Annotated in this window: 38 protein-coding genes and 1 pseudogene; 1 reads left to right on the top strand and 38 read right to left on the bottom strand. The window is 32.5% G+C overall.

The window, feature by feature from the left end:
- Nucleotides 1–13: 13 nt before the first annotated feature.
- The 29 genes from rpsM to rpsL form a co-directional block, all read right to left on the bottom strand.
- Nucleotides 14–403 carry a 30S ribosomal protein S13 gene (gene rpsM, locus EPJ72_RS11950; protein ID WP_013243949.1) on the bottom strand — a complete coding sequence of 130 codons (390 nt, stop codon included), beginning with the start codon at nucleotides 401–403 and terminating at the stop codon, nucleotides 14–16.
- Between the two features lie 22 nt (nucleotides 404–425).
- Entirely contained in the window at nucleotides 426–542 is a 117-nt protein-coding gene (gene rpmJ / locus EPJ72_RS11945; RefSeq protein WP_014933892.1) for a 50S ribosomal protein L36, read from the bottom strand.
- A gap of 20 nt (nucleotides 543–562) precedes the next feature.
- Nucleotides 563–781, bottom strand: coding sequence for a translation initiation factor IF-1 (infA, locus tag EPJ72_RS11940; RefSeq protein WP_013243950.1), 219 nt, complete (start codon nucleotides 779–781; stop codon nucleotides 563–565).
- Between the two features lie 5 nt (nucleotides 782–786).
- The gene (gene secY, locus EPJ72_RS11935) at nucleotides 787–2,127 is read right to left on the bottom strand and encodes a preprotein translocase subunit SecY (RefSeq protein ID WP_147732347.1); all 1,341 of its coding nucleotides are present in this window, start codon (nucleotides 2,125–2,127) and stop codon (nucleotides 787–789) included.
- A 12-nt stretch (nucleotides 2,128–2,139) separates the two neighbouring features.
- Nucleotides 2,140–2,619 carry a 50S ribosomal protein L15 gene (rplO, locus tag EPJ72_RS11930; protein WP_147732346.1) on the bottom strand — a complete coding sequence of 160 codons (480 nt, stop codon included), beginning with the start codon at nucleotides 2,617–2,619 and terminating at the stop codon, nucleotides 2,140–2,142.
- 10 nt (nucleotides 2,620–2,629) lie between these two features.
- Nucleotides 2,630–2,809, bottom strand: coding sequence for a 50S ribosomal protein L30 (gene rpmD, locus EPJ72_RS11925; RefSeq protein ID WP_013243953.1), 180 nt, complete (start codon nucleotides 2,807–2,809; stop codon nucleotides 2,630–2,632).
- The gene (rpsE, locus tag EPJ72_RS11920; RefSeq protein WP_147732345.1) at nucleotides 2,809–3,321 is read right to left on the bottom strand and encodes a 30S ribosomal protein S5; all 513 of its coding nucleotides are present in this window, start codon (nucleotides 3,319–3,321) and stop codon (nucleotides 2,809–2,811) included. Before rpsE ends, rpmD begins: the two co-directional genes overlap by 1 nt.
- 11 nt (nucleotides 3,322–3,332) lie before the next feature.
- A complete protein-coding gene (gene rplR / locus EPJ72_RS11915; RefSeq protein WP_147732344.1) occupies nucleotides 3,333–3,689 on the bottom strand; it encodes a 50S ribosomal protein L18 in 357 nt (118 codons plus the stop codon).
- A gap of 12 nt (nucleotides 3,690–3,701) precedes the next feature.
- Nucleotides 3,702–4,274, bottom strand: a complete 573-nt coding sequence (gene rplF / locus EPJ72_RS11910) for a 50S ribosomal protein L6 (RefSeq protein ID WP_147732343.1) — start codon at nucleotides 4,272–4,274, stop codon at nucleotides 3,702–3,704.
- 25 nt (nucleotides 4,275–4,299) lie between these two features.
- The gene (rpsH, locus tag EPJ72_RS11905) at nucleotides 4,300–4,701 is read right to left on the bottom strand and encodes a 30S ribosomal protein S8 (RefSeq protein WP_147732342.1); all 402 of its coding nucleotides are present in this window, start codon (nucleotides 4,699–4,701) and stop codon (nucleotides 4,300–4,302) included.
- Nucleotides 4,702–4,719: 18 nt separating this feature from the next.
- Nucleotides 4,720–4,905, bottom strand: a complete 186-nt coding sequence (locus EPJ72_RS11900) for a type Z 30S ribosomal protein S14 (RefSeq protein WP_008723403.1) — start codon at nucleotides 4,903–4,905, stop codon at nucleotides 4,720–4,722.
- The gene (gene rplE / locus EPJ72_RS11895) at nucleotides 4,905–5,468 is read right to left on the bottom strand and encodes a 50S ribosomal protein L5 (protein ID WP_147732341.1); all 564 of its coding nucleotides are present in this window, start codon (nucleotides 5,466–5,468) and stop codon (nucleotides 4,905–4,907) included. Before rplE ends, EPJ72_RS11900 begins: the two co-directional genes overlap by 1 nt.
- Nucleotides 5,469–5,484: 16 nt before the next feature.
- Nucleotides 5,485–5,826 carry a 50S ribosomal protein L24 gene (gene rplX / locus EPJ72_RS11890; RefSeq protein ID WP_013243959.1) on the bottom strand — a complete coding sequence of 114 codons (342 nt, stop codon included), beginning with the start codon at nucleotides 5,824–5,826 and terminating at the stop codon, nucleotides 5,485–5,487.
- Between the two features lie 2 nt (nucleotides 5,827–5,828).
- Nucleotides 5,829–6,197, bottom strand: a complete 369-nt coding sequence (gene rplN, locus EPJ72_RS11885; RefSeq protein WP_014933895.1) for a 50S ribosomal protein L14 — start codon at nucleotides 6,195–6,197, stop codon at nucleotides 5,829–5,831.
- Between the two features lie 5 nt (nucleotides 6,198–6,202).
- Nucleotides 6,203–6,565: a 30S ribosomal protein S17 gene (gene rpsQ, locus EPJ72_RS13550; protein ID WP_147732340.1), complete on the bottom strand. Its 363-nt coding sequence runs from the start codon at nucleotides 6,563–6,565 to the stop codon at nucleotides 6,203–6,205.
- Between the two features lie 14 nt (nucleotides 6,566–6,579).
- Nucleotides 6,580–6,786, bottom strand: coding sequence for a 50S ribosomal protein L29 (gene rpmC / locus EPJ72_RS11875; protein WP_008723386.1), 207 nt, complete (start codon nucleotides 6,784–6,786; stop codon nucleotides 6,580–6,582).
- Entirely contained in the window at nucleotides 6,786–7,199 is a 414-nt protein-coding gene (rplP, locus tag EPJ72_RS11870) for a 50S ribosomal protein L16 (RefSeq protein ID WP_014933897.1), read from the bottom strand. The genes rpmC and rplP overlap by 1 nt, the downstream gene beginning before the upstream one ends.
- The gene (gene rpsC, locus EPJ72_RS11865) at nucleotides 7,199–7,936 is read right to left on the bottom strand and encodes a 30S ribosomal protein S3 (RefSeq protein WP_147732339.1); all 738 of its coding nucleotides are present in this window, start codon (nucleotides 7,934–7,936) and stop codon (nucleotides 7,199–7,201) included. The genes rplP and rpsC overlap by 1 nt, the downstream gene beginning before the upstream one ends.
- A 3-nt stretch (nucleotides 7,937–7,939) precedes the next feature.
- Nucleotides 7,940–8,344 carry a 50S ribosomal protein L22 gene (rplV, locus tag EPJ72_RS11860; RefSeq protein ID WP_147732338.1) on the bottom strand — a complete coding sequence of 135 codons (405 nt, stop codon included), beginning with the start codon at nucleotides 8,342–8,344 and terminating at the stop codon, nucleotides 7,940–7,942.
- An 11-nt stretch (nucleotides 8,345–8,355) separates the two neighbouring features.
- Nucleotides 8,356–8,625: a 30S ribosomal protein S19 gene (rpsS, locus tag EPJ72_RS11855; protein ID WP_013243966.1), complete on the bottom strand. Its 270-nt coding sequence runs from the start codon at nucleotides 8,623–8,625 to the stop codon at nucleotides 8,356–8,358.
- The gene (rplB, locus tag EPJ72_RS11850; protein WP_147732337.1) at nucleotides 8,625–9,461 is read right to left on the bottom strand and encodes a 50S ribosomal protein L2; all 837 of its coding nucleotides are present in this window, start codon (nucleotides 9,459–9,461) and stop codon (nucleotides 8,625–8,627) included. The genes rpsS and rplB overlap by 1 nt, the downstream gene beginning before the upstream one ends.
- A gap of 14 nt (nucleotides 9,462–9,475) precedes the next feature.
- Complete coding sequence (gene rplW, locus EPJ72_RS11845) at nucleotides 9,476–9,769, bottom strand: 50S ribosomal protein L23 (RefSeq protein ID WP_173385055.1); 294 nt, start codon at nucleotides 9,767–9,769, stop codon at nucleotides 9,476–9,478.
- An 11-nt stretch (nucleotides 9,770–9,780) separates the two neighbouring features.
- A complete protein-coding gene (rplD, locus tag EPJ72_RS11840) occupies nucleotides 9,781–10,428 on the bottom strand; it encodes a 50S ribosomal protein L4 (RefSeq protein WP_013243969.1) in 648 nt (215 codons plus the stop codon).
- Between the two features lie 18 nt (nucleotides 10,429–10,446).
- The gene (gene rplC, locus EPJ72_RS11835) at nucleotides 10,447–11,103 is read right to left on the bottom strand and encodes a 50S ribosomal protein L3 (RefSeq protein WP_013243970.1); all 657 of its coding nucleotides are present in this window, start codon (nucleotides 11,101–11,103) and stop codon (nucleotides 10,447–10,449) included.
- A 125-nt stretch (nucleotides 11,104–11,228) separates the two neighbouring features.
- Nucleotides 11,229–11,534, bottom strand: coding sequence for a 30S ribosomal protein S10 (rpsJ, locus tag EPJ72_RS11830; RefSeq protein WP_013243971.1), 306 nt, complete (start codon nucleotides 11,532–11,534; stop codon nucleotides 11,229–11,231).
- Between the two features lie 81 nt (nucleotides 11,535–11,615).
- The gene (gene tuf, locus EPJ72_RS11825; protein WP_147732336.1) at nucleotides 11,616–12,842 is read right to left on the bottom strand and encodes an elongation factor Tu; all 1,227 of its coding nucleotides are present in this window, start codon (nucleotides 12,840–12,842) and stop codon (nucleotides 11,616–11,618) included.
- 65 nt (nucleotides 12,843–12,907) lie between these two features.
- Entirely contained in the window at nucleotides 12,908–14,989 is a 2,082-nt protein-coding gene (fusA, locus tag EPJ72_RS11820) for an elongation factor G (RefSeq protein ID WP_147732335.1), read from the bottom strand.
- 20 nt (nucleotides 14,990–15,009) lie between these two features.
- A complete protein-coding gene (gene rpsG / locus EPJ72_RS11815) occupies nucleotides 15,010–15,480 on the bottom strand; it encodes a 30S ribosomal protein S7 (RefSeq protein ID WP_147732334.1) in 471 nt (156 codons plus the stop codon).
- 14 nt (nucleotides 15,481–15,494) lie between these two features.
- Nucleotides 15,495–15,869 carry a 30S ribosomal protein S12 gene (gene rpsL, locus EPJ72_RS11810; protein ID WP_014935282.1) on the bottom strand — a complete coding sequence of 125 codons (375 nt, stop codon included), beginning with the start codon at nucleotides 15,867–15,869 and terminating at the stop codon, nucleotides 15,495–15,497.
- 364 nt (nucleotides 15,870–16,233) lie between these two features.
- Here rpsL and EPJ72_RS11805 point away from each other — a divergent pair, with 364 nt between their 5' ends.
- Nucleotides 16,234–17,043, top strand: coding sequence for a sulfite exporter TauE/SafE family protein (locus EPJ72_RS11805; protein ID WP_147732333.1), 810 nt, complete (start codon nucleotides 16,234–16,236; stop codon nucleotides 17,041–17,043).
- On the opposite strand, the gene EPJ72_RS11800 is transcribed toward EPJ72_RS11805, so the two are convergent.
- From EPJ72_RS11800 to EPJ72_RS11760, 9 genes and pseudogenes are all read right to left on the bottom strand, one after another.
- Nucleotides 17,011–18,204 carry an ROK family transcriptional regulator gene (locus EPJ72_RS11800; protein ID WP_147732332.1) on the bottom strand — a complete coding sequence of 398 codons (1,194 nt, stop codon included), beginning with the start codon at nucleotides 18,202–18,204 and terminating at the stop codon, nucleotides 17,011–17,013. The two genes, EPJ72_RS11805 and EPJ72_RS11800, sit on opposite strands and share 33 nt — an antisense overlap.
- 97 nt (nucleotides 18,205–18,301) lie before the next feature.
- The gene (locus EPJ72_RS11795) at nucleotides 18,302–19,309 is read right to left on the bottom strand and encodes an ABC transporter substrate-binding protein (RefSeq protein ID WP_147732331.1); all 1,008 of its coding nucleotides are present in this window, start codon (nucleotides 19,307–19,309) and stop codon (nucleotides 18,302–18,304) included.
- 55 nt (nucleotides 19,310–19,364) lie between these two features.
- Nucleotides 19,365–20,014 (bottom strand): annotated as a pseudogene (locus tag EPJ72_RS11790) (IS1595 family transposase).
- A 48-nt stretch (nucleotides 20,015–20,062) separates the two neighbouring features.
- A complete protein-coding gene (locus EPJ72_RS11785; protein ID WP_147732330.1) occupies nucleotides 20,063–21,010 on the bottom strand; it encodes a DUF7916 family protein in 948 nt (315 codons plus the stop codon).
- A gap of 13 nt (nucleotides 21,011–21,023) precedes the next feature.
- On the bottom strand, nucleotides 21,024–21,809 hold the full coding sequence (locus tag EPJ72_RS11780) for an ABC transporter ATP-binding protein (RefSeq protein WP_147732329.1): 786 nt from the start codon (nucleotides 21,807–21,809) through the stop codon (nucleotides 21,024–21,026).
- Nucleotides 21,810–21,845: 36 nt separating this feature from the next.
- A complete protein-coding gene (locus EPJ72_RS11775; RefSeq protein ID WP_147732328.1) occupies nucleotides 21,846–22,616 on the bottom strand; it encodes an ABC transporter permease in 771 nt (256 codons plus the stop codon).
- 30 nt (nucleotides 22,617–22,646) lie between these two features.
- Nucleotides 22,647–23,627, bottom strand: coding sequence for an ABC transporter substrate-binding protein (locus EPJ72_RS11770; protein ID WP_147732327.1), 981 nt, complete (start codon nucleotides 23,625–23,627; stop codon nucleotides 22,647–22,649).
- 16 nt (nucleotides 23,628–23,643) lie between these two features.
- Nucleotides 23,644–24,732 (bottom strand): sialidase family protein, encoded by a 1,089-nt coding sequence (locus EPJ72_RS11765; protein WP_147732326.1) that lies wholly within the window; start codon nucleotides 24,730–24,732, stop codon nucleotides 23,644–23,646.
- A gap of 375 nt (nucleotides 24,733–25,107) precedes the next feature.
- Entirely contained in the window at nucleotides 25,108–25,284 is a 177-nt protein-coding gene (locus EPJ72_RS11760) for a zinc ribbon domain-containing protein (protein WP_147732325.1), read from the bottom strand.
- Between the last annotated feature and the right edge of the window lie 16 nt (nucleotides 25,285–25,300).

Genomic DNA, 25,300 nt, shown 5'->3' with positions numbered 1-25,300 from the left:
TAAAGTTTATTTTTTACTTCTTACCTGGTGCTTTTTTCTTACCAGCTATAGCTTTTCTTGCTCCGCCGCCTCTAGCGTTACGAGAGTTAGTTCTTGTTCTTTGTCCGCGTACTGGAAGTCTTTTTATATGACGCATTCCGCGATATGAGTGAATATCTTTTAAACGTTTAATATTATTAAAAAGCTCTGTACGCAAATCTCCTTCCACTTTAGTTGTGGCTTCTATTGCATCTCTTAAAGCTGTAATTTGAGCATCTGTAAGGTCTTTAGCTTTAATAGAATAATCTATATTAGCCTTATCACAAATTACATGTGCTAAAGTACGTCCTATACCATATATATCTGTTAGGGCGATTTCTATTCTTTTATTATTTCTTATTTCAACACCCATTAAACGTGCCATACTAATTATCTCCTTAAATTAATTACTTCTGTTTTTGTTTATGTCTTGGGTTTTTCTTACATATGACTCTAACTACGCCTTTTCTTCTTACTATTTGACAGTCATTACAACGTTTTTTTACCGAACTTTTTACTTTCATATTAAATGTTCTCCATTATTTTACTTATAACGATAAATTATTCTACCCTTTGTTAAATCATAGGGCGACATTTCTATAGTTACTTTATCTCCGGGAAGTATACGAATAAAGTTCATACGCATCTTTCCAGAAATATGTGCCAATATCTTATGACCATTCTCTAACTCTACTCTAAAAGTAGCATTAGGAAGAGGCTCTACTACTGTACCTTCTACCTCTATATTTTCTTTCTCTGCCATATTAATTACCTTCTCACCTTAGACTTCTTCAATATACCATCATAATTATGCATCTGTAAGTAAGACTCTATTTGCTTTAATAACTCAACAGCAACACTTACACTAATCATTACAGATGTACCGCCCATCAAATAAACTAAAGAATTATTAGTTCCTTTGAAAGGAGCAAAAACAGGAATCTTAGACATTAAATCTGGAAACACTGCAATAGCAGCCAAGAATAATGAACCGCCTATTGTTATTCTGCTTAATACAGTTCTTAAATATTCAGCAGTTTGTGTGCCGGGTCTGTAACCGGGGATAAATCCGCCTTGTTTTTTAAGATTCTCTGCTATATCATCTGGGTTAAATTGTACAGATGTATAAACATAGGCAAACATAATAACTAAAAGACAATAAAGAATTATATAAGCCCAACTTCCATAAGAGAAAAATCTAAGCAAAGCATCCAACCATCTCCATTGAACACCTCTTGTTAAACTAGCAATCTGTGCTGGAATAGCCATCAAAGCTGATGCGAATATTATAGGTATAACACCAGATGGGTTAATTTTGAAAGGTATATGAGTTGATTGTGCACCAAAAACCCTTCTTCCTACAACTCTCTTAGCATATTGAACTGGTATTCTTCTCTGTCCGCTTTCTTCATAAACTACGCAGAATATAACTATAGCAAATATTATAAAGAAAAGAACTATTACTAATGAGTTCAAGTAATCAGTATCTTTTTTCTGTATAACATCATAGAATCCTGCAGGAATGCGGGCAACAATACCAGCGAATATTATTACAGATATACCATTACCAAGGCCGCGTTCTGTAATTTGGTCACCTAGCCACATTAAGAACATGGTACCAGTAGTAGCTGTAATCACTACGAGAAGTATAAAACCCAAACCAGGTCTCATAAATATCATAGCACCTTCATTTATACTTTGAATCCAGCTAGCCATAGCTGCAGATTGAACCACACAAAGACCAAGTGTTAGATATCTAACATATTGGTTAATTTTTTTACGGCCGCTTTCACCTTCTTTTTGCATTCTCTCAAGTGCAGGTATAACAACACCTAAAAGCTGCATGATGATAGAAGCGGATATATAAGGCATAATTCCAAGTGCTAATACAGAAAATCTAAACAAAGCACCGCCGGAAAATAAGTCCATAATAGTTAAAAGACCGCCGCCGCCTTGAGCTGATGATAAAAAGCCCAAAAGAGCAGTTGGGTCTATACCCGGAGTTGGAATATGACTGCCTATTCTATATACCAAAATAGCAAGAACTGTAAACAGTATCCTGCTTCTTAATTCTGGTACTCTAAATATATTAGTTAATGACTTAAACATTTATAAACAACCTTATTTCTTTTCTCTAATATATTTTTTACGTTCATGTATTATAACTTTACCGCCAGATTTTTCAATCTTTTCTATAGCTTTTTTGCTAGCAAGATCAACGGTAATAGTGATAGCACCTTTAACTTCACCCATAGAAAGAAGTTTTATATAATCTTTAGTAGAAGATAAATAACCTAATTTAACCAAAGCCTCTCTCGATATTTCGTTAGAACCTAATGAATCTAAATCTCCAACATTGATAACATCTACAGACTTTTTGAAAGTAGCATTAGTGAAACCGCTTTTAGGAATTCTTCTATGTAAAGGCATCTGTCCGCCTTCAAAACCAGCTCTTCTGCTGTAACCTGCACGAGACTGAGCACCTTTATCACCTCTTCCTGCAGTACAACCCCAACCAGAACCTTGTCCGCGTCCTACTCTATGACGATTCTTGCTCGATCCTTTTGGAGCTCTTAATATTTTTGTATTTTCCTGTGCCATTCTCTAGCCCTCACTTATACTCTACTTTTAAAAGATGTGATATTTTATTAATCATTCCATTTATTTGAGGAGTTGCTTCATGTTCTACAACTCTTCTTCTCTTTTTGAAACCTAAAGCTACAACAGTATCTCTTTGAGACTTCTCATAGCCTATAGGAGATTTAACTAATGTTATTACAACTTTAGCCATTATTCAGCCCTCCCATAAATCTGGTCAACACTAAGTCCTCTTTTGTTAGCCATATCTTGAACTGTTTGTAAAGATTTTAAACCTTCAAAAGCAGCTTTAGCTAAGTTCATAGAATTGTTATTACCTAAAGATTTTGAAAGAATATTTTTAACTCCTGCTAACTCTAATACAGCACGAGCAGGACCGCCTGAAATAACTCCTGTACCTTTAGAAGCTGGTTTCATTATTATTCTGCTGCTTCTAAATACGCCAACTGTATTATGAGGAATAGTTTCACCTTTAAGGTTCACTTCTATCATATTCTTTTTAGCCTGTTCTATAGCTTTTCTTATAGCATCAGGTACTTCGTTTGCTTTACCGTAACCTAAACCAACATGTCCGTTCTTATCACCTAAAACCATTAAAGCTGCAAATCTAAAACGTCTGCCACCTTTCATAACTTTAGCTACTCTGTTTAGAGTTATTAGACGCTCTTCAAACATACTTTTTTCTTCGTTATTATCGTGTGCCAAGGTTATACTCCTTAAAATTTCAATCCTGCTTCACGAACACCGTCAGCTAAGGATTTTATTTTTCCATGATATATATAGCCGTTTCTATCAAACACTACCTCACTAATATTTTTTTCTTTCGCTCTTGTAGCTAATACTTTACCTATCTCTTTAGCTACATCTACATTCTTACCGCTTTTTAAATCTTTCTCTTGAGAAGATGCTGATACTAAAGTTACACCTTTACTATCATCTATTATTTGAGCAGATACATATTTAAGACTTTTATAAACTGTAAGTCTAGGACGCTTTGAACTTCCTTCTATTTTTATACGTATGCTTCTCTTTCTTCTTTCGCGTTGAGCTTTAATTTTTTCTCTTAAACTCATATAGCTTACCCCTTACTTAGCAGCTTTTTTACTTTCTTTCATTTTAACATACTCGCCTTCAAATCTTACACCTTTACCTTTATATGGCTCAACAGGTCTTTTCTTTTTAATATTCATAGCGAGTTCGCCTACTTTCTCTTTATCATTACCTTCTATAATGATTTTAGTGTCTTTTTCTACTGTTACTTTGATGCCTTCAGGGATTTTCATTTTTACATCACTAGAAAAACCTAATTGTAATGTTAAAGTATCTCCCTGAACATTAGAACGGTAACCTGTACCTTCTAACTGCAATACTTTTTTATAACCAGTATTAACACCCTCAATCATATTAGAAATAAGTTTCCAAACTAAACCTAATTTAGCAGAATACTTAGCTTTATTTTCTTTTATAGCTTTTTCATCAGTGCTATCAATCTTAGGAGGTTTAACCCAAAGAGAATTATTTTCAAGTTCAAGTATTATATAATCAAAAAACTCTCTTGTCAACTCCCCTCTTTTACCTTTTACGATTACTTTATGACCGTCAATTTTTACTTCAACGCCTTGAGGAATCGCCATAGGCTTATTTGATAATCTACTCATTGTAAATACCCTCTCTCAATTTATATTACCATACATAACATAAAATTTCGCCGCCGACTTTCTCTTTTCTAGCTTCTTTATCAGTCATAACGCCTTTGCTAGTAGAGATTACAGATATACCGAAACCATTTTTTACTTGAGGAATAGTATCTACTGATGTATAAACTCTAAGACCAGGAGTTGATACTCTTTGAATACCTTCTATAACAGAATTTCCCTCATAATATTTCAAATCTATTTCTATGCGGAAGAAATTTTTATCTTTTACTTCTATTTTTTTGAAGTCATTAATATACCCTTCTTTTTTCAAAATTGCAAGTATATTTTCCATTTTTGTAGAAAAAGGTATAGTTACATTCTCTTTTTTTGCTCTACAACCATTTCTAATCACAGTTAAAGCATCTGCTATTGGATCATGTACGCTCATTTATATACTCTCCTTAAATTACCAACTAGACTTAGTTACGCCCGGAATTAAACCTTTATTTGCTAAATCTCTAAAACAGATTCTACACATTTTATACTGTCTTATATAAGCACGAGGTCTTCCACATATAGGGCAGCGATTATATTGTCTTGTTTTATATTTTTGTTTTTTTGTAGCTTTAACTTTAAGTGCCAATCTAGCCATTATTTATTCTCCTGACTTTTAGGTGCAGCACGAAATGGCAAACCTATACGTTCTAATAAAGTGCGGGCCATATCGTCATTATCTGCAGTTGTTACTATTGTTATATTTAATCCCTTAACAGCATCTGTTTTGTCGAAACTTATTTCTGGGAATATAATATGCTCTTTTATACCTAAATTGTAATTACCTCTTCCGTCAAAACCTCTTCTAGGAATACCTTGGAAGTCTCTTACTCTTGGTAAAGCTATAAAAATTAACCTTTCCAAGAAGTCATACATTCTTTCTCCTCTCAAAGTTACTCTACAACCTATAGGCATACCTTGTCTTAATTTGAAGTTAGCTATAGACTTTTTAGCTCTAGTGATAACAGCTCTTTGACCTGCTATTTGACTTAGTTCTTCTACAGCAGAATCAACATATTTTTTGTCTGTTACAGCTTGAGTAATACCCATATTGATAATAATTTTCTCTATTTTAGGTATAGCCATAGAGGAGCTTAAATTCATATCTTTTAATAAAGATTGTCTTATTTCATTTTTATATCTATCTTTCAATACTGACATATTTAATAACTCCTACTTACTTATCAAGAACTTCGCCTGATTTTTTAGCATATCTTTTTAATTTTCCATCAACTTCTTTTCTTCCAACCCTAGTAGTTTTACCGCCTTTGTCAACCAACATAAGATTAGATATATGTATAGAAGCCTCTTTCTCAACTATACCGCCTTTTTGATTCTCTTGACTTTTAGGCATAGTTTTTTTAATCATGTTAATATTCTTTACGAAAGCTCTTCCCTTTGCTCTGTCTATAGACAATACCTCACCGCGTTCTCCGCTCTGCTCTCCAGCTATCACTTCAACAGTATCGCCTTTTTTTATTTTGTATTTTGTATTACTAAAATCTTTTTTCTTTATCATAATTATATTACCTCTGGTGCAAGTGATACGATTTTCATAAAGCCTTTATCCCTAAGTTCACGAGCTACAGGTCCGAATATACGTTTACCGCGAGGCTCTTTTTTATCGTCTACTATAACAGCAGCATTCTCATCAAAACGTATGTATGAACCGTCAGGGCGTCTAACTTCTTTCTTTACTCTCACTATTACAGCTTTTACAACTTTACCTTTTTCTATAGAGCAAGTAGGGATTATATCAGTTACAGAACAAACTATAACATCTCCTAAAGTAGCATATCTGCGTCTACTTCCTCCTAATACCTTAATACATTTCAACTTCTTTACGCCTGTGTTGTCGGCTACATTAAGAGTAGTTGGTACTTGTATCATAATTCTTACTCTCCTTCAACCTGTGAAGAAACTGCTGCTTCTGGAGCATGCTTCTCACGTTTTAATACGTTTTCTACATCGCTATCCATAGAATCTTTCTCTACACGATCAGACTTCTTAACGATTTTTACTAATCTGAATTTTTTATCTTTACTAATAGGTCTGCACTCTATTATTCTTACTAAATCGCCTTCAAAACATTCATTTTTTTCATCATGAGCTTTATAGCGTTTATTCTTACTTATAGTCTTACCATAAAGGGGGTGTTTCTGTTTACTCTCTACTTTTACAACTATAGTTTTATCCATTTTATCAGAAACTACAATTCCTTCAAGTACTCTTTTATATTTTTTTGCTTTGTTTTCCACAGTAATACCTCACACTATTTTTTTATGCCAAGTTCATGCTGACGTATAAATGTCTTAACTCTAGCTATATCTTTGCGAGCTTTCTTTAATTGATGAGTCTGTCTTGCATCACCAACTACTTTTTCAAATCTATGCTCTTGATATTCTTTTTCTAATTTTAGAAGTTCACCCTTAAGCTCTTCTAAACCTAATGACTTATAATCTTTTTTATCTTTAGCCATTATATAGCCTCCCTCTTAATGAACTTAGTTTTAATAGGAAGCTTGAAACCAGCTAATCTGAAAGCAGACTGTGCTAATTCTTCTGGTACACCTGCTATTTCAAATATAACTTTACCTGGCTTTACAACTGCTACCCAATATTCAACGTTACCTTTACCTTTACCCATTCTTGTTTCTGCTGGCTTTTTAGTATAAGGTTTGTCTGGAAATACTTTTATCCACATTTTACCTACACGTTTAACATGTCTTGATATAGCAATACGTGCAGCTTCAATTTGTCTATCTGTAAGCCATACAGGCTCTAATGCCATTAAACCATAATCTCCAAAAGTTAAGTTACTTCCTCTTTTGGACTTACCTTTCATTCTGCCTCTATGCTGTTTACGATACTTAGTTCTTGATGGTTGTAACATTATCTATCTCCTTTAGCACTGATAACTTTACCCGCATCATCTTGTTTGCTTTCTTTCTTATCAAGAATCTCGCCTTTATATATCCACACTTTTACCCCGATGATACCAAATGTAGTAGAAGCTTCAGCAGTACCATAATCTATATTTGCTCTTATTGTATGAAGAGGTACTGAACCATTTTTGTATTGTTCTGTTCTAGCGATATCTGCCCCTGCTAAACGGCCAGAACACATAACTTTTATACCTTTAGCACCTTTCTTCATAGCTTGAGTAATAACATTCTTCATAGCTCTTCTGAAAGCAACACGCATTTCTAATTGACGAGCTACGCTTTGTGCTGCCAATGTAGCATCTAATTCAGCCTCTTTGATTTCTGATATAGAAACATTAATAGGCTTTTTTACTAACTTTTGTACAGCTGTCTTTACTACTTCAGCTCTCTGACCTTTTGGTCCTATAACAACACCAGCTCTAGCTGTAGATATAAATACATTGATTCTATCTGGGAAACGTACTATTTGTATGTCAGATATAGCAGGATCAAAAGACTCTTTCTTTCCGCCAATTTTTTTCTGTTCTTCTTTTAATGTCTTATAATAATAGTTCATTATATAGCGTCTTATAGATAAATCTTCATGCAAACTATCTGCATAAGTTCTGCCATCTTCGAACCATTTACTAGACCAAGTTTTATTAACTCCGAGTCTTAAACCTATTGGACTAACCTTTTGACCCATAGTTTATACCTCCGCTACTTTAGCTGCTTCTTCTTTTTTTGCAACTCTCTTAATTTTTTTCTTCTCAGGTTTTTTTTCATCACTTAATACTATAGTAATATGTGAATTTCTTTTTAATATAGGATCAGCACTACCACGACTTGCTGCTCTTATGCGTTTCAATGATGGTGCTTTATCAACAAAAGCTGTCTTAACCCATAATGTGTCTGGGTTAATAGTTCTAGTCTGAGAAATAGCATTTGCTATACCGCTTTTTATAGCCTTTCTAAGTACAACTGATGACATTTGTGGCATAGCTGTAAGATTAGCGATTGCATGGTTAACATACTCACCTTTAACAAAAGGAAGTAATCTTGCTACTTTCCTGCGACCTATACGTAAATAACGTACCTTTACCTTATATTCCATAGTCCAATTCCTTATTTCTTAGCTACCTTAGCTGCACCTGCATGTGAACGAAAAGTTCTAGTAGGAGCAAATTCACCTAATTTATGACCTATCATATTCTCTTGTACATAAACTGCTACAAATGTTTTGCCATTATGAACATTGATTGTAAAACCTATCATCTCTGGAATAATTGTTGAAGCACGGCTATAAGTTTTTATTTGGTGCTTGTTATCTCCAGCTTGTATCTTCTTGAAAAGATTTTTATCTACAAAAGGTCCTTTCTTAATAGAGCGAGACATTACTTCTTACCCCCTCTTCTCTTAATTATTAATCTGTCAGAATATTTGTTTTTCTTTCTAGTTTTATATCCCTTAGTAGGTACACCTGTAGGAGATACTGGATGCGGGTTACCCTGTCCACTCTTACCTTCACCACCGCCGTGTGGGTGATCTACTGGGTTCATTACAACACCTCTTACTTTTGGTCTTCTACCTTTATGTCTAGTAGTACCAGCTTTACCGTCTGTAGTGTTGAAATGGTCTAAGTTACCTATTTGTCCTATAGTAGCATAACAATCTTCTAATATTCTTCTCTCTTCACCAGAGCGAAGTCTTATTACACAATAACCGCCAGATTTTGCTGTTATCTGAGCACCACCGCCTGCTGCTCTAACAAGCTGACCACCTTTTCCTGGTGTTATTTCTATATTATGTATTATAGTACCTAAAGGTATCTTTCTTAAAGGTAAAGTGCAACCTACTTTTACTTTAGCATTTTCTCCGCTAACAACTCTGTCGCCTACATTAAGTCCCAATGGCAATATTATATATCTTTTTTCACCATCTGTATAATGTAAAAGAGCTATACGAGCTGTTCTGTTAGGATCATACTCTATAGAAACTACTTTAGCTTCTATATCATGCTTATCTCTTCTAAAATCTACTAATCTAAATAATTTCTTGTGTCCACCACCGCGACGACGCATAGTGATACGACCGTTTGAACCTCTTCCACTTATGCGTTTTTTACCGCATACTAATGATTTACAAGGCTCATTTGTTGTTATATCCGAAAAATCAACTACTGTACGATAACGTAAACTTGGTGTTGTCGGTTTAAATTTCTTAATAGCCATCGGTATCCCTCAACTTATTTTACTATATCTATTGATTCTTTGCCATCGAGAACTATTATCGCTTTTTTATAACTGCGTGTATAACCGCGTCTGCTCATTCTGCGATTTTTCTTCTTAGGCTTTACATTTATTATCTTACAATCTAGCGGATGTACATTAAATATTTTTTCAACCGCTTTCTTCAACTCTTGCTTATTAGCATCCTGTCTTACTCTAAATACATAATAACGCTTCTCTGTTCCTTTAGGCTCAGTTCTAAGGATATTACTCTTTTCTGTAAGTATAGGCTCTATTAAAAGTGAATACATGCTCATATTTATTATCCCTTAATTCTAGCATTTAATTTAGATAAAGCTGTTTTAGTGAAATATACTTCATCAGCATAATATAAAGGATGTATAGACATACTGTCTGCATTTACAAGCTTTAAATCTTTGATGTTTCTTAAAGATAATAATAACTTATTGTAATTATCACCTAATGATTCATCTTTACCTACTACAAATGCTACCTTTCTGCTATTTGGCTCTTTAACCTTACTTATAAAACTTGCCATTCTTTTTGTCTTTGGAGCATCAAAAGTGAAATCCTCAAAAACTTTAAGAACATTGTTACCATATTTCAAAGATAAAACAGACAATAGAGCCTTACGTTTCATCTTTTTAGGCAATCTATAACTATAATCTCTAGGCTTAGGAGTATGTGTTTTACCGCCGCCTACCCAAATTGGTGAACGTGTAGAACCTGCTCTTGCTCTGCCTGTACCTTTTTGTCTCCAAGGCTTCTTACCGCCTCCTGAAACTTCTGCTCTTGTTTTAGTAGAGTGAGTTCCTTGACGTCTGTTCGCCAACTCATTTTTGATTGCTTCGTAAAGTAGATTGTTGTTAACTTCTGATTTGAATATCTCGTCAACTACCTCTAAATTACCTACGCTATCTCCATTTTCATTTAGTATTACTACTTCCATTTTATCATCCTGCTTTTATTATTTAGTCATTGAGTTCTTCTTCTTATTTTTCTTCTTAGCTGCTTGAGTGATTTTTACTATACCGTTTATAGCTCCAGGTATAGAACCTTTAATCATAATCAAGTTATCTTCTGGTCTTATTTCAACTACTTTTAAGTTTTGTATAGTAGTTAAAGTATTACCCATATGACCAGGCATACCTTTGCCTTTCCATACTCTTGCAGGGTAACTGTTACAACCTATAGAACCTGCTCTTCTTCTGAAATTAGAACCATGACTCATAGGACCGCCATCATAATTATGTCTTTTCATTACGCCGGCAAATCCTCTACCTTTGCTCAAAGAACTAACATCTATAAAATCGCCCGCTTGAAATATATCTACTTTAAGTTCCTGACCAACTGTATAAGCACTTGAATCATCTAACCTAAATTCTTTTAAATATTTCTTAGGCTCTAAATTTGCTTTTTTAAATTGCCCTATTTGTGGCTTTTTTAAATGCTTTTCTTTTACAGCACCATAACCTAATTGAATAGCATTATAGCCATCTTTCTCATTATCTCTAACCTGCATAACTGTGCATGGCCCAGCCTCTACAACTGTTACTGCTATAGCATTTCCAGTTTCATCGAAAACTGTTGTCATACCCAATTTTCTGCCAATTATTCCTACCATCGGCTAATCCTCTATAATGATTTTACTACTTCTTTTTTACCAATCTTTTAAGTCAAACTATTAAAATTATAACCATATAAATAAAACGTAGTAAAGTTTTATTCACACGGTTTAAAAAACCTTTCTTATTTCAACTGTACATCTACACCAGCTGGAAGCGCCAACTTCTTCAAAGACTCAGTTGTTTGAGGTGTTACATCAAAGATATCTATTAATCTCTTGTAAACTCTCATCTCGAACTGTTCTCTTGACTTAATGTTTACATGCGGACTTCTTATTACTGTTACCTTTCTTATGCTTGTTGGTAGCGGTATAGGTCCTGATACTCTTGCACCTGTCTTCTTTACACTAGCAACTATTGACTGAGCTGATTGATCAATTAATTCTATATCAAAGGCTTTTAATTTAACTCTTATTTTCTGTTCTTTCATAGTTTGAATTACTCGCTTTTATTCTTTTATTAAGGGATACATTTTATTAAAACATATCCCTTTATTTTCTTCTTTCCTTAATTATTCTAATATTTTTGTTACAACACCGTTACCTACTGTCTTACCGCCTTCACGTATAGCGAATCTTTGTTTCTCTTCCATAGCTATTGGAGTGATAAGCTCGATTGTTAAGTTAGCGTTATCACCTGGCATTATCATTGGAGAGCCTTCTGGTAAGTTAATAACACCTGTTACGTCTGTTGTTCTGAAGTACATTTGTGGTCTGTAACCGCTTACGAAACCGCTATGTCTTCCGCCTTCTTCTTTTTTCAAGATATATACTTCTGCTTCGAATTTTTTATGAGGTGTGATTGTACCTGGTTTAGCTAATACCTGTCCTCTTTCTACTTCTTTACGTTCAATACCTCTTAAAAGACATCCAACGTTATAACCAGCTATACCTACAACTTCTTTCTTGAACATTTCTACACCAGTACAAGTAGTTTTCTTAGTAGGTCTTATACCAACGATTTCTACTTCATCACCTTTTTTAATTTGTCCTCTTTCTATTCTACCTGTAACAACTGTACCTCTTCCAGGAATTGAGTATACGTCTTCGATTGACATTAAGAAGTCTTTATCTGTTTCACGAACTGGATCTGGAATATAAGTATCAAGTGCGTTTAATAAGTCTACTATACATTTACAATCTGCATCTGTTCTAGGGTCTTTACCTGCTTCAATTGCTTGAATAGCTTTGATTGCAGAACCTCTAATAATAGGAGTTTTAGAGCCATCGAAACCATAGTGGTCTAATACGTCTACTACTTCTGCCTCTACTATTTCTGCCATTTCTGGGTCATCTAATTTATCACATTTGTTTAAGAATACTACGATGTAATTTACACCTACTTGTCTTGAAAGAAGTACGTGTTCTTTTGTTTGCGGCATTACACCGTCTTCTGCTGATACTACTAAGATAGCACCGTCCATCTGAGCAGCACCTGTTATCATGTTTTTAATATAGTCAGCGTGGCCTGGACAGTCTACGTGAGCATAGTGTCTGTTATCAGATTCATATTCTACGTGTGAAGTAGCGATTGTCAAAATTTTTGTAGGGTCTCTTCTACCTTGACTCTCAGAAGCTTTTGCTACTGAATCGTATGCAACTTTCTGTACTGTTGCTGGAAACATTGCAGATGATACTGCTGTGATTGCTGATGTTAATGTTGTTTTACCGTGGTCAACGTGACCGATAGTACCAACGTTTACGTGTGTTTTTGTACCTTCATAAGTTCCTTTAGCCATTTTTATCCTCCAATTATTTATCCCTATTCTCTAGGAAATTTTTTTTTATTTATTTTTATTTTTTGTTATTTAGCGTTACCCATTCTAGCACCTATTATCTCTTCTGCTACATTCTTAGGTACTTCCTCGTAGTGTGAGAATTGCATTGTGTAGCTTGCTCTACCTTGTGATACGTTTCTTATACTTGTTGTATAACCAAACATCTCTGCAAGAGGTACTGTAGCATTAATAGATTTGTAACCAGACTTATCAGTAAATCCGTGAACCTGTCCTCTTCTTGAAGCTAAGTCACCGATAATATCACCCATATAATCTTCTGGTGTTACAACTTCTACGCTCATCATAGGCTCTAACAAATAAGGGTCTGCTTTTTTACATCCGTCTTTGAAACCCATTGAAGCAGCAATTTTGAATGCCATTTCTGATGAGTCTACTGGGTGGAATGAACCATCAAATGCTGATACTATAACGTCTAGCATAGGATAGTTAGCAAGAACACCTGTATTCATAGCCTCAACACAACCTTTCTCTACAGCTGGTATATATTCTTTTGGAACAACACCGCCAACGATTTCGTTATTAAATTTAAATCCTGCATTAGACTCATTAGGTCCTATTCTCAACCATACATCACCGTACTGACCTTTACCGCCTGACTGACGTACAAATTTACCTTCAACTTCAACTGTCTTCTTAATACCTTCTCTGTAAGATACTTGAGGACGGCCTACATTTGCCTCAACTTTGTATTCTCTTTTCATTCTATCACAGATAATCTCTAAGTGAAGCTCACCCATACCTGCGATAATTGTTTGTCCTGTTTCTTCATCAAAACTAACTCTAAATGTTGGATCTTCTTCAGCAAGTCTTGATAAAGCTATAGACATTTTATCTCTATCGCCTTTAGTTTTTGGCTCTATAGCAACATTAATTACTGGCTCTGGGAAGTTGATTGATTCTAAGATGATAGGAGCATTTTCTGGACATAATGTATCACCTGTTGTAGTTTCTTTAAGTCCTACTGCTGCTGCTATATCACCGCAATATACTTGTTCAATCTCTTCTCTTTTGTTAGCATGCATCTGAAGTATTCTTCCGATACGCTCTCTTTTACCTTTTGTAGCATTATATACATAAGAACCAGCTTCTAGTATTCCTGAATAAACTCTTAAGAATGCTATTTTTCCAACATGCGGGTCTGTCATTATTTTGAATGCTAATGCACTGAATTTTTCATCATCTGCTACTTTTCTTTTTATAACATTACCATCTAAATCTGTACCTTCTATTTCAGGCTTATCTAATGGAGATGGTAAATAATCAACTACAGCATCTATTAATACCTGAATACCTTTGTTTTTGAAAGCTGTACCGCAGAACATTGGGAAGAAGTCTGCTGTTAATGTAGCTGTTCTTATAAGTCTTTTTATAGTAGGAATATCTATTTCCTCACCTTCAAAAAACTTATTCATAGCATCATCATCATATTCAACAATTGCTTCTAATAATTCATTTCTATATTTTTCTGCTTGTTCTTTTAGTTCAGGTCTAATTTCTCTCTCTTCCATCTTCATGCCGTCTTCAGATACCCAAACTATCTCTTTCATTTTTACTAAGTCAACAACACCCTCAAAATTGCTTTCTGCACCTATAGGTATAACTACTGGGTGACTGTTTGCTTTTAATCTATCTCTTGTTTGATCTAAAACAGCGTAGAAGTTAGCACCAATCCTGTCCATTTTATTAACAAAAATAGCTCTTGGGATTTTATAATTACTTGCTTGTCTCCATACTGTTTCACTTTGAGGCTGAACACCGCCTACAGAACAGAAAACTCCTACAGCACTATCTAATACCCTTAAAGATCTTTCTACCTCAGCAGTAAAGTCAACGTGCCCCGGAGTATCTATTAAGTTAATTCTATGACCATTCCAAAAACAAGTAGTTGCAGCAGAAGTAATTGTAATACCTCTTTCTCTCTCCTGCTCCATCCAGTCCATTTCAGCTGCACCTTCATGAACCTCACCTAATCTATGTGTTTTACCTGTAAAGAATAATATACGCTCACTTAAAGTAGTTTTACCAGCATCGATGTGAGCCATAATACCAATATTACGTGTATTTTCTAACGAAATTTGACGTGCCACTTATTCTATCTCCTTAAACCTTACCACCTAAAGTGTGCAAATGCTTTATTACCTTCAGCCATTCTATGTACTGTATCTCTCTTAGCAACTGCCTGACCTTTACCCTCTATCGCATCAGCTATTTCATTCGATAAACGCTCTATCATGCTTCTTCCGCCTCTTTTTCTTGAAGCATCTATAAGCCATGTGAATGCTAATGAGTTTTGTCTGTCTTGTCTAACTTCAACAGGTACCTGATAAGTAGAACCTCCAACTCTTCTTGATTTTACTTCTACTTGCGGTTTTATATTATTAATAGCTTCATTAAAAGCCTCTAAACCATCTTTTCCTGTTTTCTCTTTTACCAAATCCATAGCTTTATAAAAAATGTTTTCAGCTTTACTTTTTTTGCCGTCATACATTAATTTGTTTATAAATTTACTTATAACAACACTGCCGTAAATTGGATCAGCATTTATTTTTCTTGTTTGTGCTCTTCTTCTTCTTGCCATATTAATTCACTCCATTAAGCCTTAGGTTTTTTAGTACCATACTTACTTCTAGCTTTCATTCTCTTCTCTACACCTGTAGCTTCACGGCTTCCGCGAACTATGTGATAACGACAACCAGGTAAGTCTTTAACCCTTCCGCCTCTTATAAGTACACGGTTGTGTTCTTGTAAAGTATGGTCTATACCAGGTATATATGCTGTTACTTCCATACCGTTTGTTATTCTTACACGAGCTATTTTACGCATAGCTGAGTTAGGTTTTTTTGGTGTAGTTGTTGTTACACGAGTACAAACACCTTCTCTTTGCGGACATTTCATTAACGCAGGTGATTTTGTCTTATTTACTATACGTTTACGACCTTTTCTTACTAATTGATTAATTGTAGGCATACAATACAAAACCTCTAATCTTTATTTTTTTATTTTTACCTTTTATTAAAAAGGATTTATATATATTAAAATTAAATCTTCAAACGAAACAGCTTATAACAGCCGAGCTTTTATAGTATTTATCTACATAATTGTAAAGAAAACTAATACTAAACGCTTTAATCGCTTATCTGAAAGTTAGAAAATTATAAACCAACAAAATAAAAAAATCAATAGCTTTTTTAAATAAATTTATATTTTTTTCATAAAACTAATTAATTTGCTGATATTAAAATACAATATAAACTAATTCATATAAAATAATACAACTATATTATAATTGAATATTGAAAAATATACAAAACATATATATTATATTAATATTATGCTCGTATTAATATTTTTTGTAGTAAGTTTATTTGCTTCTTCTATAGGAGCTGTATTTGGTATAGGCGGCGGGGTTATAATAAAACCAATATTAGATTCCCTTAATATAATGGAAGTTACAAAAATAAGTTTTCTTTCATCATGCACTGTACTGTCTATGAGCCTATATACATTTATAAACTCTAAATTATCAAAAAAAAGTTTAGTCGATACAAAAATAGCTACTCCATTTGCATTAGGTGCCGTATTGGGCGGACTAATAGGAAAAATACTATTTTCTTATACTATACACTTCTTTAATAATCAAAATATTGCTGGTATTATACAATCTTCTATATTAATAATACTTTTAATCTTTACTGTAATATTTACAATAAAAAATATGTCAAAAAATAAAATAAAACCAATGCATATTAATAATATATTTTTATCTGCTATAATTGGTATGATTTTGGGGCTTCTATCCTCATATTTGGGTATAGGAGGCGGCCCCTTTAATATAGCCTTCCTATATATATTTTTTGCTATGGATAATAAAACAGCCGCAGAAAACTCATTATATATTATATTATTTTCTCAAATATCTAGCGTACTTACAACCCTTATAAAAAATGAAATACAAAATATCAACATATACATATTAATAGTAATGATTATAGGAGGAATAGGAGGAGGAATTATCGGAAGAAAAATTAGCAAAAAATTAAACTCAAGTTCCTTTGATAAAATATTTATTATAATATTAATATTAATAATATTTATAAGTATATACAACCTATATGTATTTACCTCTAAGCTTTCTATATAAACTATTATTATAAAAATCGTAAATAGCTACAGAAGCTGCTGCATTTATCTCAATATCTTTAAAATTATCAACTATTTGTATATCTGTTACAAAATTATAAGAATTAAATTTATTTTTTATATTATATTTTATCTCTTCTATAAAGCTATCTCTTAAATACAGCATCTCTCCGCCAATAAATATAATTTCAGGGTCAAAAGTGTTAATAATATTATATATACCTATAGAAACCCAATGAGCTAAAAAGTTTTTATAAGTATCAACTACAATATCATCATTTATATGTTCTTCTACAATATCATCAAAACTTAAATTACTATATTTACTATCTCTCTTTTTTAGCTCATTCATAAAAGCTCTTATGCTTGCCACAGACTCCCAACAGCCTTTTTTACCGCAATTACATATATAATCAGAATCTGTTACTATAGTATGAGAATAATTGGCAGCAGTGTCATGCGTACCATATAAAATTCTGCCATTATGAGAAACAGATACACCTATCCAATTGCTCAAATAAATATATACAGATGAATTTTGTATAGGCATAGATTTTTTCATCTCCTCAAGCATATTATATGTAAGCATAGCACAAGCATATCTATCTATAATTACTTCTATACTAATATTTTCTTCAATATATTCTTTTAACGGTATATTACTCCATTCTTTTATACCCATACAATCTATAAGCAAATTGTTTTTCTTTCCTATTTTTCCGGGTACTGATACACCTACAGAAAATATTTTTTTATACTTAACTATAAATTCTTTTATTTTATCTATTATAGGATTAAAAGTTAATCTAAAATCATCGAATATTTTAACCTCTGACTCACATTCTTCTAAAATCTCATTTTCAAGATTAACAACAGCTATGTTACAAATCTCTCTTCTAAAATGCACCGCTATAAAATATCCAAGATTTTTATTAATATCAAGAAGTATTGGTTTTTTACCTCCGACAGAGGAAGACTCTCCGTCACATTTTTCATATATAATACCCATATTAATTAAATCATCAACTAATACAGATATGCTAGCTTTACTTAATTCTAAATTATATGCTATATCTGCCCTAGAATAATTGCCTATTTTTAATAATTTAACTATATCAATATAATTTTGCTCTTTTAAATTTGTAGCCTTTAATCTTTTCACACATTTCTATCTTTATACTTTATTTTTTATTAAAAAAGCGATGCACATAATATATAATGCATCGCTAATGAAAACATATTTTATCAAATAAAATAAATTATTTCAATACATTATCTTTCATATATTTAATTTGTACATAATTATTAACATCTACAGCTTTATCTACAACCTTAGAATTTATAAATATTTTCTGTTGAGCCTCATACCATTTAGCAACATCACCATTATTATAAGCATCTTTTACATCATTTGAATTAAACCATATAGCAGTTTCTTTTTCTAAAGCAACAGAATCAGTAGGAGTACCATTTAATTTAGATACTATTTCAACTGCTTCATCTATATTATCTGTTCTATAATCCATAGCTTTTAATATAGCCCTTGAAAATCTATTAACTATATCTTGATTTTTATTTTGATAATCAGGAGTTACTATCCAACTGCTTGGAAATACAGCTTCATCTAAATAATTAGTAATAGAAGTTACTACAACAACCTCATCTCCAAGCTGTTTAGATATTTCAAAAGTATAAGGCGCCCATACAGAAACAGCATCAACTTTTTTACCAACCATAGCAGATACTATACCGCTAACATCCATATTAACAACATTAACATCATTTTTTGTAAGTCCAACTTTTCTCAAAGCAATATCTAATACTATATCGCCAGAAGTTCCAAGCTGAGTACCTACAGTTTTACCTTTTAATCCGGCAACATCATTAACTCCAGACCATTTACCAACAATAATTTGCTCAGATTTACTCAAACCATTAGGAAATAATATATTAACCTTACCCTGTATAGCCAATGAATGTGCCCCATGTCCTATATATGCAAATTGTATGTCTCCAGAAAGCATAGCAGCAACTTCAGCAGGACCATTCAAAAATTTAACTAATTCAACATCCAAATTTTCTTCTTTGAAAAAACCTTTTTCTTGAGCTATAGCAGCAGACGAAGTACCTGCAAAATCCGCTAAATAAGCAACTCTTATTTTAGCAGTTTCTTTATTATTCACATCTTTATTTTTACATCCAGAACAAGACAAAATCAAAGACATTAAAACTGCAAACATAGATAATATACATATAATTTTTTTCATTCGTTTCTCCTCCTATAATATTATATATATTAATTTTTGGGGCTGTCCTAGATAACTAAAAAAGCTCCTTTTTTGCTAAATTATATATAATTTCCAACTGTTTGTCAACTTTTGGATTATTAAATCTAAATTGACATTCTTTAATAAATAAGTGAAAATGTTCTTTTGGTATTCCATTAAATTTACGAAGATGTCTTTTTGCTTGATTCCAAAAATTCTCTATACCATTAATATGGTTCTTTTCTTCAGCAAACTTTTCACTATGATTAATTCTAAAGTGCTTAAATTCTGACACATCTAATACATCATAACTATGATAATAATCTGAGTAAACTATACTATCAGGCTGTACTTTTTGCCTAATAATAGGCATTAATTTTAGTATTATTTATTATTTTTATATATACTTTTCCTCCTCTTTTTAATAAACCAAACACTGGTATTTTATATGCAAGCTCCTCTTCCTCTTTTTCCTTTTCTTTTTCCTCCAAAATAACTCTCATCTGCTTCTATTTCTCCATTAAAAACTTCTTCTTCTTTTTCTTTTTCATATTCAAATATTAATTCTCTTAATCTTAAAAAATAATACGAAGCTGTAGTCTTATTAACCTTAACTAAAACTGAAGCTGTCCTTGCTGTAGTTCCTGCTGAAAAATGCTCTATTAATTTTAATTGTTTATCTTTACTTAATTTACTACGTTTCATACTTAAATTTTAACAAATTTAAGTTATCTGGGCCAGCCCCTTAATTTTTTATCTTCTCAAAGCCATTCTTCTATATGTGTGAACTTCCCCTCTCAATACCAATGATATAGCCATAGCATTCATAGGGCTTGATATTCCACCTACTCCTGCATCTCCTATATGCATTATATCTGCTCCAGCCATTTTTGACATTAAAGCTATTTGTTTTATTGTATCTATAGGTGCTCCCTCTTGAGCTGTACCTATAGCTGTTTTTGTAAGCATTCCAAGTCTTTTTGCTTCATCTATAAGCTCATGCACTTTTTCTACATCATATCCTGGTAAAGTTCCGGGTGCTCCAAACATTATTACATCAGCACCGGCATCAGCAATTTGTTTTACTGTTTTAAGTGTATCAGTATTTCCAGCTCCTGCCCCATGCATTTTACCTGATACAATCATCATTCTACCTTTAGCCATAGAAGACAATTCTTCAGTTGCCCTTGCTATTGTATCCATAGAAACTTTTGTATGAGGATTGCCTGTTAATACTATATAATCAATTCCAAAATCTAATGCCCTTTTATAGTTATCTTTACTAGCCTTTAAGCCTTCAGGATAATCAACCCCTTCTCCTACAGGCTCTAAATTAATACCTATAAATCTTCCCGTATATTTTTTTATTCTCTCTATATGGTCATTTCTCTTTCTTGAAGATTTGTATAATTTAAGCTGCCCCTTAAAAGTTCTTTCAACTAAAGGCATAGATTCATCTCCTTGAACTTCATCTAAATCATATATAAAAGGGTTAAGCAAATCAAATATATTTAACGTAATTAAATCTACTCCCATAGCAGCTAAAATTTCAGGATCGGTTACTCTTTCTACCAATGGCCTTTTATATATTAAAGACTCAGCCATAAGAGTTCTTCCTTCAGAGTTTCTAATTGTTTCTATAAGAGTGTTAGTATCCATATTAAAAGTATCTGTATAATTAAGCTCGAATATTCTTTTCATTTTAGGTACTCCTCTATTTTTTAGCCTCTAAATATTCCTGATATACTAATTGCCATAATTGATTTTTAATATCATTAAACTCTTTAGATAATTTAGTTTCTGCAACTCTAGGATAATTAATAGGAACTTCAACTATACTTTTAATTCTTCCGGGACGCGGACTCATTATAACAACCCTCTGAGCTAAAAATACTGCTTCATCCACATCGTGCGTAATAAAGAAACAAGTTTTCTTCTCATTGTCCCAAGTATTTAAAAGCTCAGTCTGTAATTGTGCTCTAGTTTGAGCATCCAAAGCCCCAAAAGGCTCATCCATAAGAAGAATATTAGGATTAACAGCATAAGCCCTTGCTATAGCTACACGCTGCTTCATACCTCCTGAAAGCTCTTTCGGATATGCATTTTTAAAATCTATTAAACCAACAGCCTTAAGATAATGATCAACTATATCATTTATTTCAGACTTTGATTTTTTCTGCAATTCCAACCCAAAAGCAACATTCTTTCCAACAGTAAGCCAAGGAAATAATGCATACTGCTGAAATACAACCCCCCTATCAACCCCTGTACCTTCTATTGGCTTTCCGTCTATTTCTATAATGCCGGAATTCGGAGTGTCAAGCCCTGCAAGTATATTAAGTAATGTACTTTTACCGCATCCTGAAGAGCCTATTACACATACAAACTCATTTTTATATATATCTAAATTAACATTATCTAAAGCATGAACATCTTTAGTTGTACCTTTATATGTTTTGCTTACATTAGAAATTTTTACTTTTACTTCTTTGTTTGACATATTATAATCTCTTTTTTTTATATACCTTATTAATTATTATCTTTTTTTCTTCTCCTGCCATACAGTTAACTTGTTTTCTATTAAACCTACTATAAAATTTAATATTAAACCTGTAATACCAATAAGTATTATACCAAGCATAACTATATCCATTCTAAAATAAAGACTAGCCTCCTGAATCATTTGTCCTAAACCAGAACTAGAACCTGTTAATTCGGCAGCAATTAATGTTGTAAGAGAAGCGCCTAATCCTAAACGCATACCAACAAGTATATATGGCACAGAAGCAGGTATTACAACTTTTAAGAAAATATCTTTATCTTTTGCTCCTAACACCCTAGCAGCTTTTATTAAAGTTTGATCAACCTCCCTCACACCCTGATAAACCGTTATAATCATTACCAAAAAAGTAGATATAAATATAACCGTAATCTTAGCACTCTCTCCAACACCCTGAGCAACTACAACTAAAGGTATATATGCCAAAGCAGGTATATTCCTTACAAATTGTATTACAGGCTCTATAAGTAATTGAACAGGCTGATACCAACCCATCAAAAATGCTATAGGTATTGATATAACAAAAGCAAGTCCAAAGCCAGATAATACCCTAAATAAACTTATACCTATATGATTAAGTAACTTACCGTTACTAATCTCTCTTACAAATGATTTTAATACATCAGCAGGACTTGCAATAACAGCCCCTGCCACAGAAGAAGATATTAATTGCCATACTAATAAAGCAATAATTATAGAGGCAATAGTAAATATATACTTCTTTTTACCCATAGGTTTGCTATTCATATTTCTTCCTTAAACTTAAAAACTTAAATATTATTGCTCTAAAGCCTTTTTTATAATATCTACTCTAACATATTTATCTACAGCAACAGGCTCTGAATTTAATCTATTATTCTCAACAAAATATTCTATTTGTTTTTTGTAAATATCATTTATGCTTCCGTCATCTATTTTTGTTTTCATAGTTTTAGAATCCATCCAATCAGAACTGTATTTTTCTTGAGAAACTGTAGCTATATCCAAACCAACAAGTTCAGCTACATTTGTAATAGCTTCATCTAAATGCTCTTTTCTATAATCCATTGCTTTATATAATGCCCTTGTAAATTTTACAACAGTGTCAGTATTATTTTCTAAATAGCTTGGAGTTACTATCCAGCTTGCAGTAGAATCAACCCCTATATCTTGAGGTTTTATAATATTTAAATTTTCTATACCTATTCTATTATCTATTTCAACAGTATAAGGAGGCCATACAGATACAGCATCAACCTTATTAGCCAAGAAAGAAGCAACAGCACTTGAAACTTCAGCATTGAGTATATTTATATCTGACTTTTTTACTCCCGTACCAACTAAAACCTGATCTATAATAGTTTCTCCAGATGTACCTAATTGTGTGATAAGAGTTTTCCCAATTAATTTTTCAACAGTATCTATACCAGACGTTTTTAAAGTTCTTATTCCTTCAACAACAGCTATACCGTCAGTAGCTATTATCTGAACTTTTCCCTCAGCGGCTAATGTATGAGACCCAAAACCTATATATCCTATTTGTATGTCTCCTGAAACCATAGCAGCTATTTCACTAGGTCCGCTTGTAAACTTTACTAACTCTATATCCAAACCCTCATCTTTAAAATAATTCTGCTTAATTCCTGTAATAATAGCGGAAGCTCCTCCAACATTTGGATGATATGCTACTCTTATTTTATTTGCATTCTCATTTGACTTACCACCGCAAGATATTAAAAAACTAAATAATAAAACAGATATTAATAATATTTTTTTCATAATTTTACTCCATTTATTATTTTAATATCTCTTCTATTTCAGCATTGCTTAAAAAATTCATAACTAAAGGCTGAGATTTATTATCCTGAGACTGCTGCCAAGTAGCATACATACCATCTTTTGTTACTAACACATCAACATATCTTGAACATCCTGTTCCATACGGACTCACAAATAATGGTAATTCTTTACTTATTCTTTCAATATGTGCAAATGAACCGTTTTCTATATAAGCAACTCCTCCCAATTCCTCACAAGAATAACCTCTAGGTCTTTTTACAGCTCTCTCATGTTCATCTAAATTTCTCACACATTCCCCTCCGTCATAGAAGAACAAACTTATTCTTCTGTTTTTAAGCACTCCAACCTGAGGCATATCTACTACACAAGTACCCCTAGTCATAGCAATATCCCAAGTATGTCCTTTTTCAAAGAAATAAAATACAGGAGCTTCAAAATTAAGTTTTTCACCCCTTCTTAACATATATCCTGTGTTTGAACTAGTCCAGTTATATGGGTGTGTGCAGAATAATAAATATTTCTCTCCATTATAACTATCATACACAAAAGGGTCTTTTAAATGTATAAATCTCGAATCCTCACCTTTAATAAGCTCTTTTAGATTTGAAGCATTTAAATTCTCTATCTTGTCTGCTACTATTACATCAATATCCCATACTCCAGTACCAGGTTTTAAATACTCTTTAAGATGAGGCGGATAATTATTTTCAGATTTCTCAGAAGATATGTAAAGCTCAACTTCATTATCTTTATTAAACCTCAAAGCAGTACCCTCTATAGATAAAACACCCCTAGGAAGTTCTTTTTTTAATATGCTTTTTATTTTTGTCCAAGTTTTACCTTTATCAGAAGATTTAAATATTGCTAATTCAGCACCCCTATCTCCTAAATCTAAACCTGTTCTTGAATCTCCAGAGTTTCTATATCTTCCAGAAATATATAAATTACCTTCTTTATCTTCAACCATATTTCCGCCGCCAAACCAATATCCTGTTTCTGGTGTTACTGGCACTATAATTTTAGCCTTTTTTTCATCTATCAATTTAACAGAAAACTCCATTAATTTTTTTTCTAAATCATTCATAAAAAACACCTCTTATATATTTGTTTATATTATTAGTATAGTAAACTAACTAACTAAAATCAATAAAAATATACGTAAAAATATGAATTTAAAACAAAAAAATCAATATTGTATTTAGGAGTAATAGATATTGCCCACTTTTTAGTTAAAAAATATGCGATATATCTGCCTCATAAACATTATACTATACACATGTATATTGACTTTTTGATTCTATATTCTAAATAAGGTTTTTATTTTTGTAAAAAGTTGTATTTAATAACAAAAAAACTTTGCTAATGCATTCTATATTAAAATTAAACCAATACATCAATATAAAAACAATAAATGCAAAACCGCTCAAGGTATAGCAAAAGATAAGTAAATAATATAATTTTATTTTCTTATCATATAATCTATTGATTTTGTATTTCTGCTTCCGCATTTAGGACATTTAGGTTTAACAAGCATACCTAAAATCGTTATAGCCCCAAGAGGTATTTTTTTAGACTTATCAAAAGTTTTACCGCAATCATTACATTTATAAAGGAAAGGTCCATTAAAAGGAAACATAAAAAACTCCTTAATA

The organism is Brachyspira pilosicoli, from assembly GCF_008016535.1.
Lineage (GTDB): Bacteria > Spirochaetota > Brachyspiria > Brachyspirales > Brachyspiraceae > Brachyspira > Brachyspira pilosicoli_A.
The sequence above is the reverse complement of the archived record's forward strand: the minus strand, read 5'-3'. Positions and strand labels throughout refer to the sequence as shown.

Bases quoted from the DNA above. Each gene is read 5' to 3' on its own strand.
- rpsG (WP_147732334.1), bottom strand. From the start codon at position 15,480: ATGGCAAGAAGAAGAAGAGCACAAACAAGAAAAATAAATGCTGATCCA.
- EPJ72_RS11795 (WP_147732331.1), bottom strand. From the start codon at position 19,309: ATGAAAAAAATTATATGTATATTATCTATGTTTGCAGTTTTAATGTCT.
- rplD (WP_013243969.1), bottom strand. From the start codon at position 10,428: ATGGAAGTAGTAATACTAAATGAAAATGGAGATAGCGTAGGTAATTTA.
- rplP (WP_014933897.1), bottom strand. From the start codon at position 7,199: ATGTTACAACCATCAAGAACTAAGTATCGTAAACAGCATAGAGGCAGA.
- EPJ72_RS11760 (WP_147732325.1), bottom strand. From the start codon at position 25,284: ATGTTTCCTTTTAATGGACCTTTCCTTTATAAATGTAATGATTGCGGT.
- rplB (WP_147732337.1), bottom strand. From the start codon at position 9,461: ATGGCTATTAAGAAATTTAAACCGACAACACCAAGTTTACGTTATCGT.
- rpsJ (WP_013243971.1), bottom strand. From the start codon at position 11,534: ATGAAAGAACAGAAAATAAGAGTTAAATTAAAAGCCTTTGATATAGAA.
- EPJ72_RS11770 (WP_147732327.1), bottom strand. From the start codon at position 23,627: ATGAAAAAAATATTATTAATATCTGTTTTATTATTTAGTTTTTTAATA.
- rplE (WP_147732341.1), bottom strand. From the start codon at position 5,468: ATGTCAGTATTGAAAGATAGATATAAAAATGAAATAAGACAATCTTTA.
- rplR (WP_147732344.1), bottom strand. From the start codon at position 3,689: ATGAGTTTAAGAGAAAAAATTAAAGCTCAACGCGAAAGAAGAAAGAGA.
- secY (WP_147732347.1), bottom strand. From the start codon at position 2,127: ATGTTTAAGTCATTAACTAATATATTTAGAGTACCAGAATTAAGAAGC.
- rplX (WP_013243959.1), bottom strand. From the start codon at position 5,826: ATGATAAAGAAAAAAGATTTTAGTAATACAAAATACAAAATAAAAAAA.
- infA (WP_013243950.1), bottom strand. From the start codon at position 781: ATGGCAGAGAAAGAAAATATAGAGGTAGAAGGTACAGTAGTAGAGCCT.
- tuf (WP_147732336.1), bottom strand. From the start codon at position 12,842: ATGGCTAAAGGAACTTATGAAGGTACAAAAACACACGTAAACGTTGGT.
- rpsS (WP_013243966.1), bottom strand. From the start codon at position 8,625: ATGTCTCGCTCTATTAAGAAAGGACCTTTTGTAGATAAAAATCTTTTC.
- rplO (WP_147732346.1), bottom strand. From the start codon at position 2,619: ATGGCACAGGAAAATACAAAAATATTAAGAGCTCCAAAAGGATCGAGC.
- EPJ72_RS11805 (WP_147732333.1), top strand. From the start codon at position 16,234: ATGCTCGTATTAATATTTTTTGTAGTAAGTTTATTTGCTTCTTCTATA.
- rpsL (WP_014935282.1), bottom strand. From the start codon at position 15,869: ATGCCTACAATTAATCAATTAGTAAGAAAAGGTCGTAAACGTATAGTA.
- EPJ72_RS11900 (WP_008723403.1), bottom strand. From the start codon at position 4,905: ATGGCTAGATTGGCACTTAAAGTTAAAGCTACAAAAAAACAAAAATAT.
- rplV (WP_147732338.1), bottom strand. From the start codon at position 8,344: ATGGAATATAAGGTAAAGGTACGTTATTTACGTATAGGTCGCAGGAAA.
- EPJ72_RS11775 (WP_147732328.1), bottom strand. From the start codon at position 22,616: ATGAATAGCAAACCTATGGGTAAAAAGAAGTATATATTTACTATTGCC.
- rplC (WP_013243970.1), bottom strand. From the start codon at position 11,103: ATGGTAGGAATAATTGGCAGAAAATTGGGTATGACAACAGTTTTCGAT.
- rplF (WP_147732343.1), bottom strand. From the start codon at position 4,274: ATGAGTAGATTATCAAATAAGCCTATGGCGATTCCTCAAGGCGTTGAA.
- rpsH (WP_147732342.1), bottom strand. From the start codon at position 4,701: ATGAGCGTACATGATCCAATAGCAGATGCTTTAACTGTGATTAGAAAT.
- EPJ72_RS11765 (WP_147732326.1), bottom strand. From the start codon at position 24,732: ATGAATGATTTAGAAAAAAAATTAATGGAGTTTTCTGTTAAATTGATA.
- rplN (WP_014933895.1), bottom strand. From the start codon at position 6,197: ATGATACAAGTACCAACTACTCTTAATGTAGCCGACAACACAGGCGTA.
- rpmC (WP_008723386.1), bottom strand. From the start codon at position 6,786: ATGGCTAAAGATAAAAAAGATTATAAGTCATTAGGTTTAGAAGAGCTT.
- rpsM (WP_013243949.1), bottom strand. From the start codon at position 403: ATGGCACGTTTAATGGGTGTTGAAATAAGAAATAATAAAAGAATAGAA.
- rpmD (WP_013243953.1), bottom strand. From the start codon at position 2,809: ATGGCTAAAGTTGTAATAACATTAGTTAAATCTCCTATAGGCTATGAG.
- EPJ72_RS11785 (WP_147732330.1), bottom strand. From the start codon at position 21,010: ATGAAAAGAATATTCGAGCTTAATTATACAGATACTTTTAATATGGAT.
- rpsC (WP_147732339.1), bottom strand. From the start codon at position 7,936: ATGGGTCAAAAGGTTAGTCCAATAGGTTTAAGACTCGGAGTTAATAAA.
- EPJ72_RS11780 (WP_147732329.1), bottom strand. From the start codon at position 21,809: ATGTCAAACAAAGAAGTAAAAGTAAAAATTTCTAATGTAAGCAAAACA.
- rplW (WP_173385055.1), bottom strand. From the start codon at position 9,769: ATGTATTCACTTTTAATAGAGCCTATACTTACAGAAAAGAGTAATATC.
- rpmJ (WP_014933892.1), bottom strand. From the start codon at position 542: ATGAAAGTAAAAAGTTCGGTAAAAAAACGTTGTAATGACTGTCAAATA.